The 15,915-nt window shown below is 61.8% G+C and carries 13 protein-coding genes; 9 read left to right on the forward strand and 4 right to left on the reverse strand.

Features of this window, described 5'->3' with window-relative positions; genetic code table 11:
- Positions 1–78: 78 nt before the first annotated feature.
- The 9 genes from NKI58_RS12145 (at position 79) to NKI58_RS12185 (ending at position 11,065) form a co-directional block, all read left to right on the forward strand.
- A complete protein-coding gene (locus NKI58_RS12145; RefSeq protein ID WP_292655834.1) occupies positions 79–990 on the forward strand; it encodes a carbohydrate ABC transporter permease in 912 nt (303 codons plus the stop codon).
- Positions 990–1,889 carry a carbohydrate ABC transporter permease gene (locus NKI58_RS12150; protein WP_352592721.1) on the forward strand — a complete coding sequence of 300 codons (900 nt, stop codon included), beginning with the start codon at positions 990–992 and terminating at the stop codon, positions 1,887–1,889. The genes NKI58_RS12145 and NKI58_RS12150 overlap by 1 nt, the downstream gene beginning before the upstream one ends.
- Positions 1,890–1,936: 47 nt before the next feature.
- Positions 1,937–3,466: an ABC transporter substrate-binding protein gene (locus NKI58_RS12155; RefSeq protein WP_352592724.1), complete on the forward strand. Its 1,530-nt coding sequence runs from the start codon at positions 1,937–1,939 to the stop codon at positions 3,464–3,466.
- Between the two features lie 65 nt (positions 3,467–3,531).
- On the forward strand, positions 3,532–5,061 hold the full coding sequence (locus NKI58_RS12160; RefSeq protein ID WP_352592727.1) for a xylulokinase: 1,530 nt from the start codon (positions 3,532–3,534) through the stop codon (positions 5,059–5,061).
- Complete coding sequence (locus NKI58_RS12165) at positions 5,054–6,379, forward strand: iron-containing alcohol dehydrogenase (protein WP_352592730.1); 1,326 nt, start codon at positions 5,054–5,056, stop codon at positions 6,377–6,379. Before NKI58_RS12160 ends, NKI58_RS12165 begins: the two co-directional genes overlap by 8 nt.
- A gap of 77 nt (positions 6,380–6,456) precedes the next feature.
- The gene (locus NKI58_RS12170; RefSeq protein ID WP_352786529.1) at positions 6,457–7,539 is read left to right on the forward strand and encodes an ABC transporter ATP-binding protein; all 1,083 of its coding nucleotides are present in this window, start codon (positions 6,457–6,459) and stop codon (positions 7,537–7,539) included.
- On the forward strand, positions 7,540–8,595 hold the full coding sequence (locus NKI58_RS12175; protein ID WP_352592736.1) for a hypothetical protein: 1,056 nt from the start codon (positions 7,540–7,542) through the stop codon (positions 8,593–8,595). It begins immediately after the preceding gene.
- A gap of 182 nt (positions 8,596–8,777) precedes the next feature.
- Positions 8,778–9,692: a sugar-binding transcriptional regulator gene (locus NKI58_RS12180; RefSeq protein WP_352592739.1), complete on the forward strand. Its 915-nt coding sequence runs from the start codon at positions 8,778–8,780 to the stop codon at positions 9,690–9,692.
- Positions 9,693–10,075: 383 nt separating this feature from the next.
- Positions 10,076–11,065, forward strand: a complete 990-nt coding sequence (locus NKI58_RS12185) for a TIM44-like domain-containing protein (protein WP_352786606.1) — start codon at positions 10,076–10,078, stop codon at positions 11,063–11,065.
- Between the two features lie 102 nt (positions 11,066–11,167).
- On the opposite strand, the gene NKI58_RS12190 is transcribed toward NKI58_RS12185, so the two are convergent.
- The 4 genes from NKI58_RS12190 to tssH all read right to left on the reverse strand — a co-directional run bounded on the left by NKI58_RS12190 (position 11,168) and on the right by tssH (position 15,812).
- A complete protein-coding gene (locus NKI58_RS12190; protein ID WP_352592742.1) occupies positions 11,168–12,265 on the reverse strand; it encodes an AI-2E family transporter in 1,098 nt (365 codons plus the stop codon).
- Positions 12,266–12,294: 29 nt separating this feature from the next.
- A complete protein-coding gene (locus tag NKI58_RS12195) occupies positions 12,295–12,708 on the reverse strand; it encodes a hypothetical protein (RefSeq protein ID WP_352853237.1) in 414 nt (137 codons plus the stop codon).
- A complete protein-coding gene (locus tag NKI58_RS12200) occupies positions 12,686–12,919 on the reverse strand; it encodes a type II toxin-antitoxin system VapB family antitoxin (RefSeq protein ID WP_352592963.1) in 234 nt (77 codons plus the stop codon). Before NKI58_RS12200 ends, NKI58_RS12195 begins: the two co-directional genes overlap by 23 nt.
- Before the next feature lie 142 nt (positions 12,920–13,061).
- Positions 13,062–15,812, reverse strand: coding sequence for a type VI secretion system ATPase TssH (gene tssH / locus NKI58_RS12205; protein WP_352592748.1), 2,751 nt, complete (start codon positions 15,810–15,812; stop codon positions 13,062–13,064).
- Positions 15,813–15,915: the final 103 nt, after the last annotated feature.

The following is a 15,915-nucleotide window of genomic DNA, read 5'->3' on the forward strand; positions in this document are numbered from 1 at the left end:
TACAAAAGTTCAAGTTGGCACAATCTGGCCGATAGGGAGAAGGCCGATGCGTCTCTGTGACCGAGCGGAGATTTGCACGTGAGCAGCGCTATCCTCACGCGGCCGACTTCCAGGTGGGCCCTACCCCGGTTCATGACGGCCGAGCATCCTTTTCCCTGGCTCGCGCCGATCACGGTGATGCTTCTCGTTTTCGGCATCTATCCCCTCGCCTATTCAGTCTGGCTGTCGTTTCACAAACGCAATGTCGTTTCCCGTCAGCTTGACTTCGCCGGGCTCCACCAATGGACGCGCGCCTTCTCGGATGCGCGTATGTGGCATTCGCTGGAAACCACGCTGATCTACACCTTCGTCGCGCTTGCGGTTCAGCTTGCGCTCGGCATCCTCATCGCGCTTCTGCTTGACACCGATCGCAAAGGTTACGGGGTGCTGCGGGCGCTGATGACACTGCCGCTGGTGGTGCCGCCGGCGGTGACCGGAATGATGTTCCTGCTGATGCAGGACGGTTCTTTCGGTGTCCTGTCGTTCTACCTCTATGCCCTCGACCTGATCTCGCCGGCACAGCCGATCCTGACGCAGCCCGGAACCGCATTGGCGGCGATCCTGCTGGCAGACATATGGCAGTGGACGCCGTTCATGGTGCTCATCATCCTGGCAGGGCTCAGGGCGCTGCCGAAGGAACCTTTCGAAGCCGCCGCGATCGACGGTGCCAACGGCATCCAGACGTTCTTGCGCCTCACATTGCCGATGCTGCGCAAGGTGATAGCGGTCGCGGTGCTGATCCGCGGCGTCGATCTCTTTCGCATCTACGACTACGTCTACATCATCACCGCCGGCGGGCCTGGCACGGCCACCGAGACGCTTTCATTCTACGCTGGCCGTATCTACTTCACCGGAGACTTTCCCTATGCCGCGACCCTGTCGCTGATCGTGCTCGTCGTCTTGATCGTCGTGTCGAACCTGTTCGTCAGGCTGTTCAAGGTGAGGTTCTGATGGAGTCGTCGCGCGCCCAAACGATCGGCCGTGATGTCCTCGCCGTCCTGGTGGTGGCGATCTTTATGTTCCCGATCGCGTGGTGGGCCCTGTCGTCCATCAAACCCTATTCGGCGATCTTCGACCGCAGCGGACCGGTCTACACCGGTTTCACGCCAACGCCGGACAATTACCGTGTGACGTTGCTTGGCGTTTCGCGCGTCGACATCGGCATGGAACAGGGCGGCGAGGCGGCCGGGGTCATCAAGGGTGGCGCCAGTTCCTATGATTCCCGTCAGTCGTTGCTCGATAGCGCCATCATAGCCGTCGGATCGACGGCGCTGACGCTGCTGCTGGCAACGCTGGCCGCCTATTGCCTGTCGCGAATGCAGTTCAGCGGCCAGCAGTCCTTCCTGTTCTGGATTCTCTCGCAACGCTTCATGCCGCCAATCGCGATCGTCATTCCGATCGTTTTCATGTTCCGCGATCTCGGCTTGCGCGATACTTATACGGGGCTCATCCTCGTTCACAGTTTGATTAACCTGCCGCTGGCGGTTTTGCTTTTGAAGTCGTTCTTCGACGATGTTCCGCGCGAGATTGATGAGGCGGCGCTGATTGACGGCGCGACGCGCTGGCAGACGTTTCGACGCGTCGTCCTTCCCATGGTCAAGGGCGGCATCGCTGCGACGGCCGTGCTGTGTTTCATCTTTTCGTGGACCGAGTTCCTGCTCTCACTGTTCCTGACAACGTCGATCCGCACTGTGCCGGTGAAGATCTCGACCTTTGTCACCTCGACCGCGACCGAGTGGGGCTACATCACAGCGCTCGGCACGTCCGCGATCATACCCAGCTTCATCTTTATCCTGCTGGTTCAACGACATCTGGTCCGCGGCCTCACCCTCGGATCGCTGAAAGAGTGAGGCGCAGACGAGAAGAACGACGACAAAAACGCAATGGAGGAACGATCATGAGCTTCAGTGAACACGACAAGAAGACATTCGTCGCCGATACCTGCAATGACTTTACGGCGCGCCGAATAAGCAAACGCGACTTCATGAGGAAGATGGCGCTCGCTGGTGTCGGCTTTTCCGCCTTCGGATCAGCCATGCTAGGTGGTGGCCGCACCAGTCGGGGGATGCTGGGCCTCGGGGTTGAAGAAGCCCGCGCCCAGGACGCCGATATGCTGAAGTGGCTGGCCGACGTCGGCAAACCATATGCCGGCACCAAAATCCGCTACACTTCGGAAGCGACGCCGCCAACGATCGTTGCCAACCAGCTTGTCGCGGGTGAATTCACCAAGGCAACCGGCATTGAGGTGGAAGTCGAGATCGTGCCGCTGGAGCAGGTTCTCGCCAAGGCGACGCAAGACGTACAGGGCCAACTTGGCACCTACGACGTCTACTATCTCGACCAGTCCTGGATGGCGACATTTGCCCAGGATGTCGTCGATCCACGCGAGTATTATGACCAGAACAAAGAACTGGCGATGCCCAACTTCGACTGGGACGATTTCTCCAAGCCGCTGGTCGACGGCATCGCCATGTACAACGGCAAACAGTGCGGAATTCCATTCGATATTCCGATCTTCATCCTGATGTACCGCAAGGATCTTTTCGACAAACACAACATTGCGCTGCCGACAGACCTCGACGCCTACCTCAAGGCCGTGCAGGCGCTCACAGAGGCAGAAAAAAGCAACGGCATCTTCGGCACAGCATGCCAGGCGAAGTCCGGCCATTATTCGCTGGAATGCGACTGGACCTTCGCATTGTGGGGCCATGGCGGTTCGATCTTCAACAAAGACAAGAAGTTTGTCGGCAATGACGAGCGCGGCGTGGCCGGGCTGCAATTCTATCAGGAGCTGGTCAAGAACTCGCCGCCCTCCGCGACGACTTGGACCTGGGACGGGCAGGGACAGGCACTGACACAGGGTCAGGCCGCTATGGCAATCACCTGGGGCGAAGATTTCCCCGGCTTCGACGCGAACGATTCCAAGGTCAAAGGCCTGTTCGAGGCCCTGCCCGCGCCCAAGGAGGTTCCTGGCCGTCGCGCCGCCGCCGATTGCGGCTTCAACGAAATCCCGGCCGTTGGTCACCAAGGTGGCTCGACGATTTCGCTGTCGCAATATTCCAAGAACAAGGAAGCAGCATGGCTGTTCATGCAGTGGGTCTGCTCGAAGGATGTGATGGCGCGGGTATCGACGCTCGGCGGCGGCGCCTCGCCGATGCGCAATTCCTCTTTTACAGATCCTCGGGTCAAGGCGAAGGCCGTTGTCGGCCCCGGAACGACACGCCATTTCGACGCGATCAAATACACTATCGACAATCAGATGGGATCTGAGCCGGACATGCCGATCTGGGCGGATCTGTCGAACAACGACATTCCGGTTGAGCTCGGCAAGTTGCTTACGGGCCAAGACTATGGCGGCGATGCCAAGGCATGCCTGGATGCCATTGCCGGCATTGTCGACGGCAAAGTCAAGGACGCCGGTCTTTAGCGGCTAGTCGGTGATTTGGGCGAAGGCGGCTTCGGCCGCCCTCGCCGTTTGGTAATGTGGCGGCAATGGTTCCTGATCTCGTCATCGGCATTGATTCCTCGACCTCGGCAACCAAGGCGATCGCCTGGGACCGCAATGGTCTGGCCGTGGCCGAAGGTCGTGCACCGCTTGCAATGTCCAACCCGCGTTCGGGCTATTTCGAGCAGGATCCGGCCGAGTGGTGGACCTCGACGGTCGCAGCGCTGCGCGCCGTGACGTCAACGGTTTCGCCGGCACGCATTGCCGCCCTTGCGATTGCCAACCAGCGCGAAAGCTTCGGACTTTTCGACGAGCAAGGCGAAGCGGTCGGGCCCGCGACGCTCTGGCTCGATGAGCGCGCCCGGCGGAAGGCACGCCGCTTCGGCGAGAGCTTCGGCGCGGCACGCGTCCACGCAATATCCGGCAAGCCGCTGGACGTCATTCCTTGCCTTTACCGCATGATCTGGTTCCGCGAGCAAGAGCCCGAGATTTTTGCCCGGGTGGAGCGGATGGCCGAAGTCCACGGCTATCTGGTCTTTCGCTTGAGCGGCCGGTGGGTGACGTCCACCGCATCCGCGGACCCGATGGGCATACTCGATATGCGCGCTGTGGACTGGTCGAACGATATACTGGAGGCAGCGGGCGTCGCCCGGCGCATGATGCCGGATCTGGCGCGGCCCGGCACCGTTCTGGGTCAACTGACTTCGGAAGCGGCCATTTCGACGGGCCTGCGCGAGGGCACGCCGATCGTCGCCGGCGGCGGCGATGGTCAATGCGCCGGCACGGGCGCGGGTGTGTTGCAGCCGCGATGCGCTTACATCAACCTCGGCACGGCGGTCGTCTCCGGCAGCTTCGGCACGGACTACGTCCACGACCAGGCCTTCCGCACCGAAACGGCGGTCGCCGATGATGGCTATATCTACGAGACGTGCCTTCGCGCCGGCACTTTTCTTGTCGACTGGATGGCGCGCGAGATGCTTGGCGTCGATCTGCATGGCGCAAATGATGCCCTGGAGGCGCTCGAGGCCGAAGCCGCTACCAGCCCGATCGGCGCAGGCGGCATAATGCTCCTGCCCTACTGGCAGGGCGTCATGGACCCACACTGGGATAGTGCGGCCCGTGGTGTGATTGCCGGGCTTTCGGGCTCGAGCCGCCGCGGCGACATCTATCGCGCCGTGCTGGAAGGCATAGCGCTGCATCAGGCCGCGACAAGTCAGCGGGCGGCTGCGGCTGCCGCCCAGACCATCGACCAGTTCATAGCGATCGGCGGAGGAGCGAAGTCCGACCTGTGGATGCAAATTCTGGCGGATGCACTCAATCGTCCCATAAAGCGTTCGACGACCGTCGAAGCCTCCTCGCTTGGGGCGGCGATGGCGGCGGCAAAGGGGGTGGGCTGGTTTTCCACCATCGCCGAAGCGTCGCTCGCAATGGCCAGCGAGCCGGCCAAAACCTTCGAACCGGACACGAAACGGGCCGCGCTCTACGCCGAACTTCTTGCGATCCATGCCGATCTTTGGCCAACGCTTTCAGCCTGGAACCAGCGCCTCGCGGCCTTCATGGAGGCCGATCATGGCTGAAACGACCAACTGGAACGCCTTGATCGAGGACGTTGTCGCGGGACGCTGGACAGATCCCAAGACCGGCGCGGCAGCGGACCTGCCGTTCCAGACGATCGAACTGCTGGAGACGACGGAGGGCCGCGAGGCGGATCTCGTTGCGCCCCTGGCGCTAGGCAGCCGCATCGCTGTTGTGTCGGATATCAACACCGTCGATGTGATGGGCACGCGCGTCGCGAAGGCGCTGCGTGCCATCGCCGACATCGATGAAATCGTGCTGCCTGACGGCCTCGACTGCGATGAGGCAATGATCCAGATGGTCAGGGAGAAGACGCGTCACGCCGACGGGGTCGTGGCCGTCGGGTCGGGCGTCCTCAACGACGGCTGCAAGCATGCAACCTTTCTCGACGAGCGGCCCTATGCCGTCTTCGGTACGGCCGCCTCGATGAATGGCTACGGCGCCTCGACAGCGTCGGTGACCTTGGCCTCCGGGCTCAAGATCTCGCTGCCCTCGCATGCTCCGCGGGGCATCTTCCTGGACCTTGGCGTGTCGGCCGCAGCGCCCGCCTGGCTCAGCGCCGCCGGGCTTGGCGACAGCCTCTGCCGCTCCACGGCCCAGATCGACTGGTGGGCTTCGCATCGGCTGTTCGACACTTACTATTCTGAGGTGCCCTACCTGCTGCAGGCGGGCGATGAGGAGCCGATGCTGGCCCATGCGCCTGGCCTTGCCAGGCATGACGTCACCGCTGTCGGGCATCTCCAGCGCGTCCTGACGCTGTGCTCGATGGGCGTGTGCTTTGCCGGCGTTTCCCATCCCGGGTCCATGGGAGAGCACCAGATTTCCCATTGGGTCGACATGTTCGCGGGAGAGCGTCATCCCGGCACCACGCATGGTCAGCAGGTTGGGGTTGCCTCGCTGGTCATGGCGCGTCTGCAAGCGCGGCTGCTGGACATGAAAGAGCCGCCGCAGGTGAAGCCGACCGCCATCGACGAAGCGGCGATGCTGGCCCGCTATGGCGCGCAGCTTGGACCACTTTGCATTGCCGAGACGAAGAAGACGGCACTCGACGCCAGCCAGACGGAAATCTTCAACCGCAGGCTTGCGGAAATCTGGCCGGCGCTGCGCCAGGAGGTTCGGCCCATGGCAATGCCGGTCGCCCGCATGGAGGCAGCACTCAAGGCTGCGGGAGGGCCGGTCACCGGCGCGGAACTAGGCCTGCCGCGAGCGCTTTGGCACGACGCCATTCACTATTCGCGGGAAATCCGCGGTCGATGGTCCTTCATCAATCTGGCCGCCGATGCGGGACTCTTGGAAGAGTTTCTGGAGAGCGAATGGTGAGAGCGCATCCGATCGCCAATAGCTCGCATAGCGAAAATGCGATCCAACCGGCAAGGGCAATCGAAGGGTAGCAATTTATGGCGTCCGTCACCATCAGCAACATAAAGAAGGACTATGGCGCTCTCTCGATTATCGATGGACTCGATCTCTCGATCGAGGATGGCCAGTTCGTCGTTCTGTTGGGGCCGTCCGGCTGCGGCAAGTCCACGCTGTTACGCATGATAGCCGGTCTCGAGCCCATCACATCCGGTGATATCGCCATAGGCGACAGGGTCGTCAACACGCTCCATCCCAAAGACCGCAATATTGCGATGGTCTTCCAGAATTACGCGCTTTATGCGCACATGACCGTCTTCGACAACATGGCCTTTTCCATGCAGTTGAAGAAACGCCCAACCGAAGAAATCAAACAGAAGGTCGGATGGGCGGCGGCGATCCTCAATCTGACCCCCTATCTGGAACGGTACCCTCGCCAGCTTTCGGGCGGTCAGCGGCAGCGCGTCGCCATGGGCCGCGCCATCGTGCGGGACCCAACTGTGTTCCTGTTCGACGAACCGCTGTCCAATCTCGATGCCAAGCTGCGGGTGCAGATGCGCACCGAAATCAAGGAACTCCACCAGCGGCTGAAGACCACCACCGTCTATGTCACGCATGACCAGATCGAGGCCATGACCATGGCCGATGTCATCGTCATCATGCGCGACGGCCATATCGAGCAGATCGGGCGCCCGCTCGATGTCTACGATCGCCCGGCAAACCTCTTCGTCGCCTCTTTCATCGGCTCGCCCGCAATGAACATGTTCCATGGCGAGGTGGCTTCCGAGCGCGACGCCTGGGTGGTGCGGACCGACGAGCTATCCCTCCCGCTCCCGCCAGGGGCTGCGGTCCGGCCCGGCCAAAAGGTGATCTACGGCATTCGCCCCGAACATCTTCGACCAGTGGCCGACGGGCGCGGCATTCCGGCGAGGATTACGGTTGTCGAGCCGACTGGCCCCGAAATTCACATCTTTGCCGGCATGGGCAACACCGCGATCTGCTCGGTGCTGCATGACCGCATGGAGCTCTCTCCTGGAGCTGTGATCCATCTGGAGCCGGCGCCTGAGCGAATCCACCTGTTCGACCAAGGTAGCGGCGAGCGGCTGGACAAGGGAAGAAGTTGAATGGCGCGGATCATCACCCTCGGCGCCGGCGTCATGGGCTCTGCCATGACGCTTCCGGCCGCTCACGCTGGTAACCGCATCACTCTTGTCGGGACCCATCTCGATGAGGAGATCGTCGGCTCGGTGGCCAGCACAAGTCATCACCCACGCCTCAACATCACTCTGCCTGATGTGGTAACCGCCTGTTCCTGGACCGAATTCGGGGCGGCGATGAACGATGGACCCGATCTGCTTGTACTCGGCGTCTCGTCGGCCGGCATTCCTTGGGCGATCGACCGCATTGCAGAAAGCATCAAGTCGCCCGTGCCGATACTGATGATTACGAAAGGACTTGCAGCAAGCGACGAAGGCGTGGAAATCCTGCCACATCTGCTTGCCCGCGAGATCGAGCAACGCACTGGCTTCTCGGTCCCTGTGATGGCCGTCGGCGGACCGTGCATTGCCGGCGAACTGGCGGCACAGCGCGACACCTCTGTGATCGTGGCCGGGCACGATCCCGACCAGGTCGCCGCGGCGTCCCGCATTCTGCGCGCGCCCTTCTATCATACGCGATCGTCATCCGATCTCGTCGGCGTCGAGATCTGCGCCGCTTTCAAGAATTTCTACACACTCGCCGTTGGTGCTCCCGTCGGGCTGCTCGAGCGCGACGGCAAGGCGCCCAACGGCGCACTCATGCACAACCTGGCCTCGTCACTTTTCTCGCAGTCCCTCGCAGAGATGGCGATTCTGGTCGAAGCTCTGGGTGGAAAGGTCGAAACAGTGCTGGGGCTGGCCGGCTCCGGCGATCTTTATGTGACCTGCCAGGCGGGCCGTAACGGTCGCATGGGGCGCCTGCTCGGCCGCGGCCTGCCTTATTCCGTGGCGAAGCGCGAACATATGAGTTCGGACACGGTCGAGGGCGCGCAACTGGCGCTGGACCTTGGTCCGACTTTGAAGAATATGATGGCCCGGGGTGTACTTCCCCACGATCGCCTGCCGCTGACGACTGCCATCATCGACGCAATTTGCCATGATGCTCCGCTGGTTTTGTCCTTCGACCGCTATCATCGAGGCTAGCGGAGCCGGGAAACTCGATTGATGCCTCATATCCATGAGCACATGGCTCCGCCGAGCCCGCTCTGGACCCGCTGCCGCGGAGTGGACAGGATGATCTGATGGAGAAACCAGCACGAAAGAAACGCGACGGCCGCCATGCCGTAACGAGTTCCGTCACGTCCGATCGCGAGGAAGGGCTGCTCGTGCGCGCCGCCTGGCTTGCTTATGTCGGTGACCTCACCCAGGCGCAAATCGCCAAGTCTCTTGGCCTGACACGCCTTCGCGTCAACCGGATGCTGGCGCATGCCCGTCAGCGGGGGATCGTTCAGATTCGCATCAATTCCAAGGTGGCGAACTGCATCGAGCTGGAGAACCGGCTGCGGGACGCCTATGGCGTTTCCGACCCAATCGTGGTTCCGACACCGCCTGATCCTGCCCTGGTGCCACAGGTCATCGCAGCCGCTGCCGGTGAAGCCCTGTCGCATAGAATCCGTGACGGCATATCGGTGGGCGTGGGATGGGGACGGACGCTCCAGCTTAGTCTGCGGTCAGTGACCGTACGCCCCGTCAGAGGGATGTCGGTCGTTTCCCTGCTCGGCGGGCTCACGCGTGGATCGGCGATCAACATCTATGAAATCGCGTCGCGGCTCGCGGCGCTTTTCGATGCGGAATGCTTCTACATCGCGGCACCGGTGTTCACGGATACGGAGGCCACGCGCGATCTGCTTATGCGCCAGTCCATTCTGGAAGACGCCTTCACCCATGCCCGCGACGTTGACGCCGCTTTCGTTTCGGTGGGCGCGGTGCACAAGGACGCCACCATCTTTCGGATCGGACTGGTAGGAGACGATGATCTCAGATCGCTCCGCGAAGCCGGGGCGGTCGGCGATATTTGCGGCCACTGGATCGGCGCCGACGGACAACTCGTCGATCACCCGCTAAACAGCCGTGTCATCGGCCTCGCCCCCGAACATCTGCGCGACGTCGACACTGTGATCCTGCCCTCCGGCGGCCTCGACAAGGTTCCGGTCCTGCGCGCCGTGTTGCGTCTGGGAGTGGTCGATGTGCTGATCACCGACGAGAAAACCGCTGAGGCGATCCTTGCGGAAAAGCCGTAGCGCAGACGGGTCGGGGCGAGGAATTGTCTCGCACCTGAATGGTGCCAAGCTGGGCCGCGCGACATCTGCAGTGCCTGCGCAGAACGGATACACTCACTACCTATTAGCGCCGATACGCATCGCGTCATCTGCCGGAAGACCATCGCCACGGATCGCCTTGAAGACGGGACGCTGACGGTCAATCTGGGGCCGGTGGTCGCGGCCGACTTCGACTAGGTCCTGCGTGTCGAGAGTATCGCGCGCCAAGGCGCAAGCCTCGCCCGGCGAAAAACGCGCCTGAGCATAGGCAGCATGTCGCCCGTTGAAGTGCAAGGTGCCGGTCAGTGATATTTCGATCGGCGCACCCCATATGAGCGGAAGAGTGTCGTAAGGATTTGCCTATGTTGATTTCGCGTTCGGGACGGTTTGCAGTTTTGCTCGTAGGGTTGTTGCTGGCGTTTTTCATGGTCGCTGTGGATCATGCCGATGCGCGCCGAGGCGGCAGCTTTGGCAGCCGCGGCACGCGCACTTTCCAGTCGATCCCGCCGACCAGAACGGCACCACAGCCGGCCGCACCGGTCGAGCGTTCGATGACGCCCAATACCGCAACCAACAATACGGCCCGCCAGCCGCAGGCATTCCAGCGCCCAGGCGTCTTCAACGGCCTCAGCGGGCCGATGATGCGGGGGCTGCTTCTCGGTGGTTTGATCGGCGTTCTTTTGGGCCATGGTTTCGGCGGCTTGGCCGGCATGTTGGGTCTTCTGCTTCAAGTACTGCTGATCGGCGGCGTGATCATGCTGGCCATCCGCTTTTTCCGCTCGCAATCGGCGTACAATCCAGCGCCCACTACGGCTCGTGCCTCGGGGGGCACAGGGAGTTTTGGGCGAAACGCAGCAGCCCGACCCGAGCCGAGCAACGCCACAGCTTTCCCTATTCCAGGCATCGGGTCAGGATTTGGCGGAACGAGCCAAGCCACCGCTTCCGATGAGATCACACTCACCAAAACCGACCTCGACACGTTCCAGCAACGGCTGACGGAAGTTCAGGAAGCATTCGGGCGCGAGGACCATGCCGCCTTGCGCCGGTTGGCAACGCCAGAAATGGTCTCCTATCTGTTCGAGGAACTTGCCGATAACGCCAAAAAGGGCCTCAGGAACGAGGTATCGGATGTGGGCCTGCTGGAGGCCGATATTGCGGAAAGTTGGCGGGAGGGTGACCGCAACTTCGCGACGGCTGCTTTGCGATATGAATCTCGCGACGTGACCCGCGATCGCATAAGCGGCAAGATCGTTGAGGGCCAGGCCGATCAGCCGACGGAGACGACCGAACTGTGGACCTTCATGCGCCAGAACGGCGGGGACTGGAAGCTCGCCGCGATCCAGCAGCCTGGCTGATTTGCTTGCCGTGATTAAAATGTCTGCCCAGAGGTTGTTCAGGTTTCGTGCTACCACTCGAAGGCCAGCGCCCTTTCCGCGCGCTTGATCTTGTCTTCGTCTTCAATCCGTCCCGGACTGATGCGGTAGCTCAGCAGGGCGCGCCGGCGTCGCCTTGGGCGGGTCTGTCAATCGATTCTTCAGCACATCAATGAGGCTTACGGTGATGGCGATCACCGCGGGGCCGAGAACAAGGCCGGATGCTCCGAACAAGACAATGCCGCCGACCGAGCCGATAAAGGCCACCACGGTGTGGAGGCGCAACCTGTTCCCGACAAGCATCGGATAGAGCAGATTGTCGATGCCACCGACAATGACGCCGCCCCAGACGGTCAATATCGCCGCGCTGGCCCAAGCCCCCTCCAGAGCGAGATAGACCGCCGCGGGCACCCAGATCACGAATGCCCCGAGCACAGGCACGATGGCAAGAAGTCCCATGACAAGGCCCCAAAATACCGGCGTGGGCAGACCGAGCCACCAGAACATCAGGCCACCTAATGTTCCCTGGACGGCGGCGACGAACACGGTGCCGAGCAGTGTCGCATGAACGGTCTCTGCAAAGCGGGACAAGATGTGCGCTGTCTCGGGAGCGCGCAGGGGCGAAAGCCCCGCGACGGCTTGCAGGCCGTGTTGGCGATCCCGCAGAAAATAGAACAGCAGATAAAATGTCAGGCCGAACATCGCGACCTGATAGATGGACCCACGCAACAGCGATGTGCTTTGTCCCGTCAGCCATTGTACGAATGCGGCGACCGAACCGGCCGGATCGAATTGGTTCTCAATCCATTGGGCAATGGTCGAAAGGGTGGGATAGTCAGACATGAAGCCGTCTGCGTCCCAACCACGGACGACCTCCTCCAAATAATTGGCTCCGTTTACCGCTTCGCGAACGAGCTGTTGGGCGACGAGTACCAGCGGCAGGCCGACGGCAATCGCAGCAACGCTTACAGATATCAATGCGGCCAGGTTTCGATTTCCGACCCGTCTCTCAACCCATCGATGAGCCGGAGCCAGGATGATTGCCAGGACGAGCGCCCAGGTCAGTGCCGGCAAAAAAGGCCACGCCAGCAGATAGCAGACATATAGACCGATCACCGCCGCTGCGAGGACGCCGAGCAGTCTCAATTGTTTCACGTCGGGTATCTGTTTCAGATCAGGCAACCTTTCGCTGTCTCGCAAGCCCAGCGAGCCTAATTGGTTTCTTGAAAAAAGGGCAGCGTCGGCCGCGGCGCCCTGCGGTGAAGCTGCAAGGAGCGCTTGGCGTGATCACCGAGGCGGGTCAGCTCAAAGGATTGACGATGAAAATCGGCTTTCGCGCTGGCGCCGGCGTTGATGAGCGCGCCACCAGGTGCATTGGGAATTTCTCGCCTAGGAGCCACGATCCGGCCGAGATGACGAGGAATATTGCCGGACTGAGGCCCAGCCATGCAAAAGGGAAGAACAGCCCCTGCCCTGCTTACCGGCGTTCCAGAGGCTTCAAACTCTGCACGTATAATGTCTCGGCAAGCCAGAGCAGCTTCTTCAGTCAGAGATGCGGTTTGCGAAACGCCTGCGCCGGTCGGGCAACCTTGCTCCAGCCGTTCAGCGGGCTGATCCGGTCTCATGAATCACTGCTTCAAGATGAATGTCTGTACCAGATTGCGCTGAAAGACGCCGATAGAAGGCCGAAGCAGGCTCACGACCGGCCTCGCGGAGGTCGTAGAATTCGAGCGCGCGCTCGACCACATCCGTAATCGTGCGGTTTTCACGGCGAGCCAGCCGGCGCGCAAGATCACGCGCCTTGCCCCTACGGACTGAGAGCTGTGGATCGGCCATATCGGATCCCTTCGCGGCATTATTTAGACCGACTTCATTTAGACCCACTTCGCTTGCCAGCAAAGATGGCTGGTGTTGGCCTGCTGCCGCACGAGCGATTAACGCCACAGCTGAGGAAGGAGCCGCCATAATATTCGCGCTCCTATTCGAAGGAATAGGTAAACCCTTGGCCTGAGGCGCCAACCGTGACCTTTGTCATCTTTTCACCAGCGAGCGACCGGTTCAGCACGCCGCGGCTCAACTCCGGGAGGAGCGTGTTGGTCAGAATTGCGTCAATCATCCTGCCGCCCGATTCAATTTCCGTGCAGCGGGTCTTGACCAGATCCATGACACCGTCGCCGATTACCAATTCCGCGTCGTTGGTTGCACGCAGCCGGCGAGCAATCCTAGCAAATTGATGACGGGTGATCGCTTCGATCATCGAATCGGAAAGCGGAAAGTAAGGGATGGTCACCACCCGGCCGAGAAAGGCCGCTGGGAAGACCTTCAGCAACGGGCTGCGTAACGCAGTGTCCAGTTCGTCGAGCCCTGCCCGTACCGCGCCATTCCTTGTCCGGTCCATGATGACTTCGGAGCCGACATTCGACGTGAGAAGGATCAGCGTGTTCTTGAAATCGATCCGTCGACCTTCACTGTCGTCCATCATCCCTTTATCGAAGACCTGGAAGAAGATTTCGTGCACGTCCGGATGCGCCTTCTCGACTTCGTCGAGCAGGATCACCGAATAGGGCTTGCGCCGTACCGCCTCGGTGAGAATTCCGCCTTTGCCATAGCCGACATATCCGGGCGGCGCGCCCTTCAAGGTAGAGACCGTATGCGCCTCCTGGAATTCGGACATGTTGATCGAGATCAGGTTCTGCTCTCCGCCGTAAAGCGTTTCGGCCAGTGCCAAAGCGGTTTCGGTCTTGCCGACGCCCGAGGGGCCGCAAAGCAGGAATACACCCACTGGCTTTTCCGGAGCGCCGAGACCGGCGCGGCTGGTCTGCACGCGCTTGGCGATCATCTCCATGGCGTGATCCTGTCCGACAACGCGCTCGGACAGAGTGACCGCGAGCCGCAGCGCCTTCTCCGTCTGACTCGACAGCATCCGCCCCGTCGGGATGCCCGTCCAGTCCTGAACCACGGCCGCCACGGCGTTGCGGTCGGCCGATGGCAGGATCAGCGGTGTTTCGCCTTGCGCCTCGGCCAGTTCGCTCATCAGTTCGCGCAGCCGAGCGAGATCGGCAGCCGGATCGGGAGGCGGAGGACCACCTGCCGCCGGAACCTTCGTCCCGGCATTGGACAGTTCGGTCTCCGGCACCTCCCCGCTCTCTGTCTCCGTGGCGGCCTCCTGCCCTTCCACGGCATCGAGCGGGACGCCGTCGCCGCGGAGCCTGGCACGCAATTCGAGTATCTCGGCCACCAGCGCCTTTTCGCGCTCCCAGCGCTGCTGCGCGGCTGCGAGCGTGCGTTCGGTCTCGGCAAGCCCGGCCTCGACTCGTGCCTGTCGCTCGGCCACTTCGATGCCGATTGCAGCCTCGCGGCCGATAATGCCGCGCTCGACCTCCAGCGCCTGGCGGCGGCGCATGATGTCCTCGACCTCGGCCGGCGTGGCGTGCTGCGATACCGCGACACGCGCGCAGGCTGTGTCGAGAAGGCTGACCGCCTTGTCCGGCAGCTGCCGCGCCGGGATGTAGCGATGTGACAGGCCGACCGCCGCGTCGATCGCCTCATCCAATATCTGAACCTTGTGGTGCTGTTCGAGGACGCCGGCCACGCCGCGCAACATGAGGATGGCTACCGGTTCCGAAGGCTCGTCGATCTTTACCACCTGGAAGCGGCGGGTCAGTGCCGGGTCTTTCTCGATGTGCTGCTTGTATTCCGCCCAGGTCGTGGCCGCTATCGTGCGAAGCTCGCCGCGTGCCAGCGCCGGCTTGAGCAGATTGGCAGCGTCGCCGGTTCCGGCAGCACCACCGGCGCCGATCAGGGTGTGGGCCTCATCGATGAAGAGGATGACCGGCGCTTCAGAGGATTGGACTTCGTCGATTACGGCCTTCAGCCGTTTTTCGAATTCACCCTTTACGCTAGCGCCTGCCTGCATCAATCCGACGTCGAGCATGCGCACGCTCACTCCCTGCAGTGGGGGCGGCACATCGCCTTTGGCGATGCGCAGAGCAAAACCCTCCACGACTGCAGTCTTGCCGACGCCCGCCTCGCCGGTCAGGATCGGATTGTTCTGCCGGCGTCGCATCAATATGTCGACAATCTGCCTGATCTCCGGATCGCGGCCGACGACCGGGTCGATCTTTCCATCGCGGGCGCGCTGGGTCAGGTCGGTGGCGTATTTGGCCAGTGCCGAATCCCCGCCCGGAGCCCGCCGCGGCGCCTCTGTCGCGGTGACCGTTGGCGCAGCGCCGGCTTCGAGTGAGCCCTCCGTGACATCGGCGAAGCGCGCCACGACGGCGTCGGCGTCGATCTTGTCGAACTCGCCGCTGATCTTCGACAGCAGGCCTTCCAGCACCGGTGTCTTCAGGCAAGCAAGCAGAACATGTGCGCTGCGGACCTCCTCCAGTCCGAATTCCAGTGTTGCCAGATTCCAGGCCTCCTGGATGGCGTGGAAGATATGGTCGGAAAACTCTTCGATCGAAGTTGCGCCATAAGGCAGCTTGTCCACCGCGCGCGTCATATCGGCCGCGAGCCGGCTCGCATCCACTCCCGCATCGGCGATCATCATCTGCACATCCGAGCGGTCGGAGAGCACAAGTTGTTCGATGAAGTGGACGAGTTCGACGTAGGGGTTGCCGCGCAGCTTGGCGCTGTCTGCCGCAGCCTTGAAGGCCCGCAAGCCTACAGGATTGAGCTTGCCGACCAGTTCCTTGCGCTTGAAGCTCTGCGATGACCGGCGCTGTTCCATCGAACGTGCTCCTGCATTCTGCAAGTTGATAACCTGCCACATAAGCAGCCGCTTGACAAAGTCGGTGATGAACGAAGGCTTTGGTGCCCGATTTCGCCGGGTC

The organism is Mesorhizobium sp. M0522, assembly GCF_040321085.1.
GTDB lineage: Bacteria > Pseudomonadota > Alphaproteobacteria > Rhizobiales > Rhizobiaceae > Mesorhizobium.

Bases quoted from the DNA above. Each gene is read 5' to 3' on its own strand.
- NKI58_RS12160 (WP_352592727.1), top strand. From the start codon at position 3,532: ATGGTTCCTGATCTCGTCATCGGCATTGATTCCTCGACCTCGGCAACC.
- NKI58_RS12170 (WP_352786529.1), top strand. From the start codon at position 6,457: ATGGCGTCCGTCACCATCAGCAACATAAAGAAGGACTATGGCGCTCTC.
- NKI58_RS12165 (WP_352592730.1), top strand. From the start codon at position 5,054: ATGGCTGAAACGACCAACTGGAACGCCTTGATCGAGGACGTTGTCGCG.
- NKI58_RS12200 (WP_352592963.1), bottom strand. From the start codon at position 12,919: ATGGCCGATCCACAGCTCTCAGTCCGTAGGGGCAAGGCGCGTGATCTT.
- NKI58_RS12155 (WP_352592724.1), top strand. From the start codon at position 1,937: ATGAGCTTCAGTGAACACGACAAGAAGACATTCGTCGCCGATACCTGC.
- NKI58_RS12175 (WP_352592736.1), top strand. From the start codon at position 7,540: ATGGCGCGGATCATCACCCTCGGCGCCGGCGTCATGGGCTCTGCCATG.
- NKI58_RS12150 (WP_352592721.1), top strand. From the start codon at position 990: ATGGAGTCGTCGCGCGCCCAAACGATCGGCCGTGATGTCCTCGCCGTC.
- NKI58_RS12195 (WP_352853237.1), bottom strand. From the start codon at position 12,708: ATGAGACCGGATCAGCCCGCTGAACGGCTGGAGCAAGGTTGCCCGACC.
- tssH (WP_352592748.1), bottom strand. From the start codon at position 15,812: ATGGAACAGCGCCGGTCATCGCAGAGCTTCAAGCGCAAGGAACTGGTC.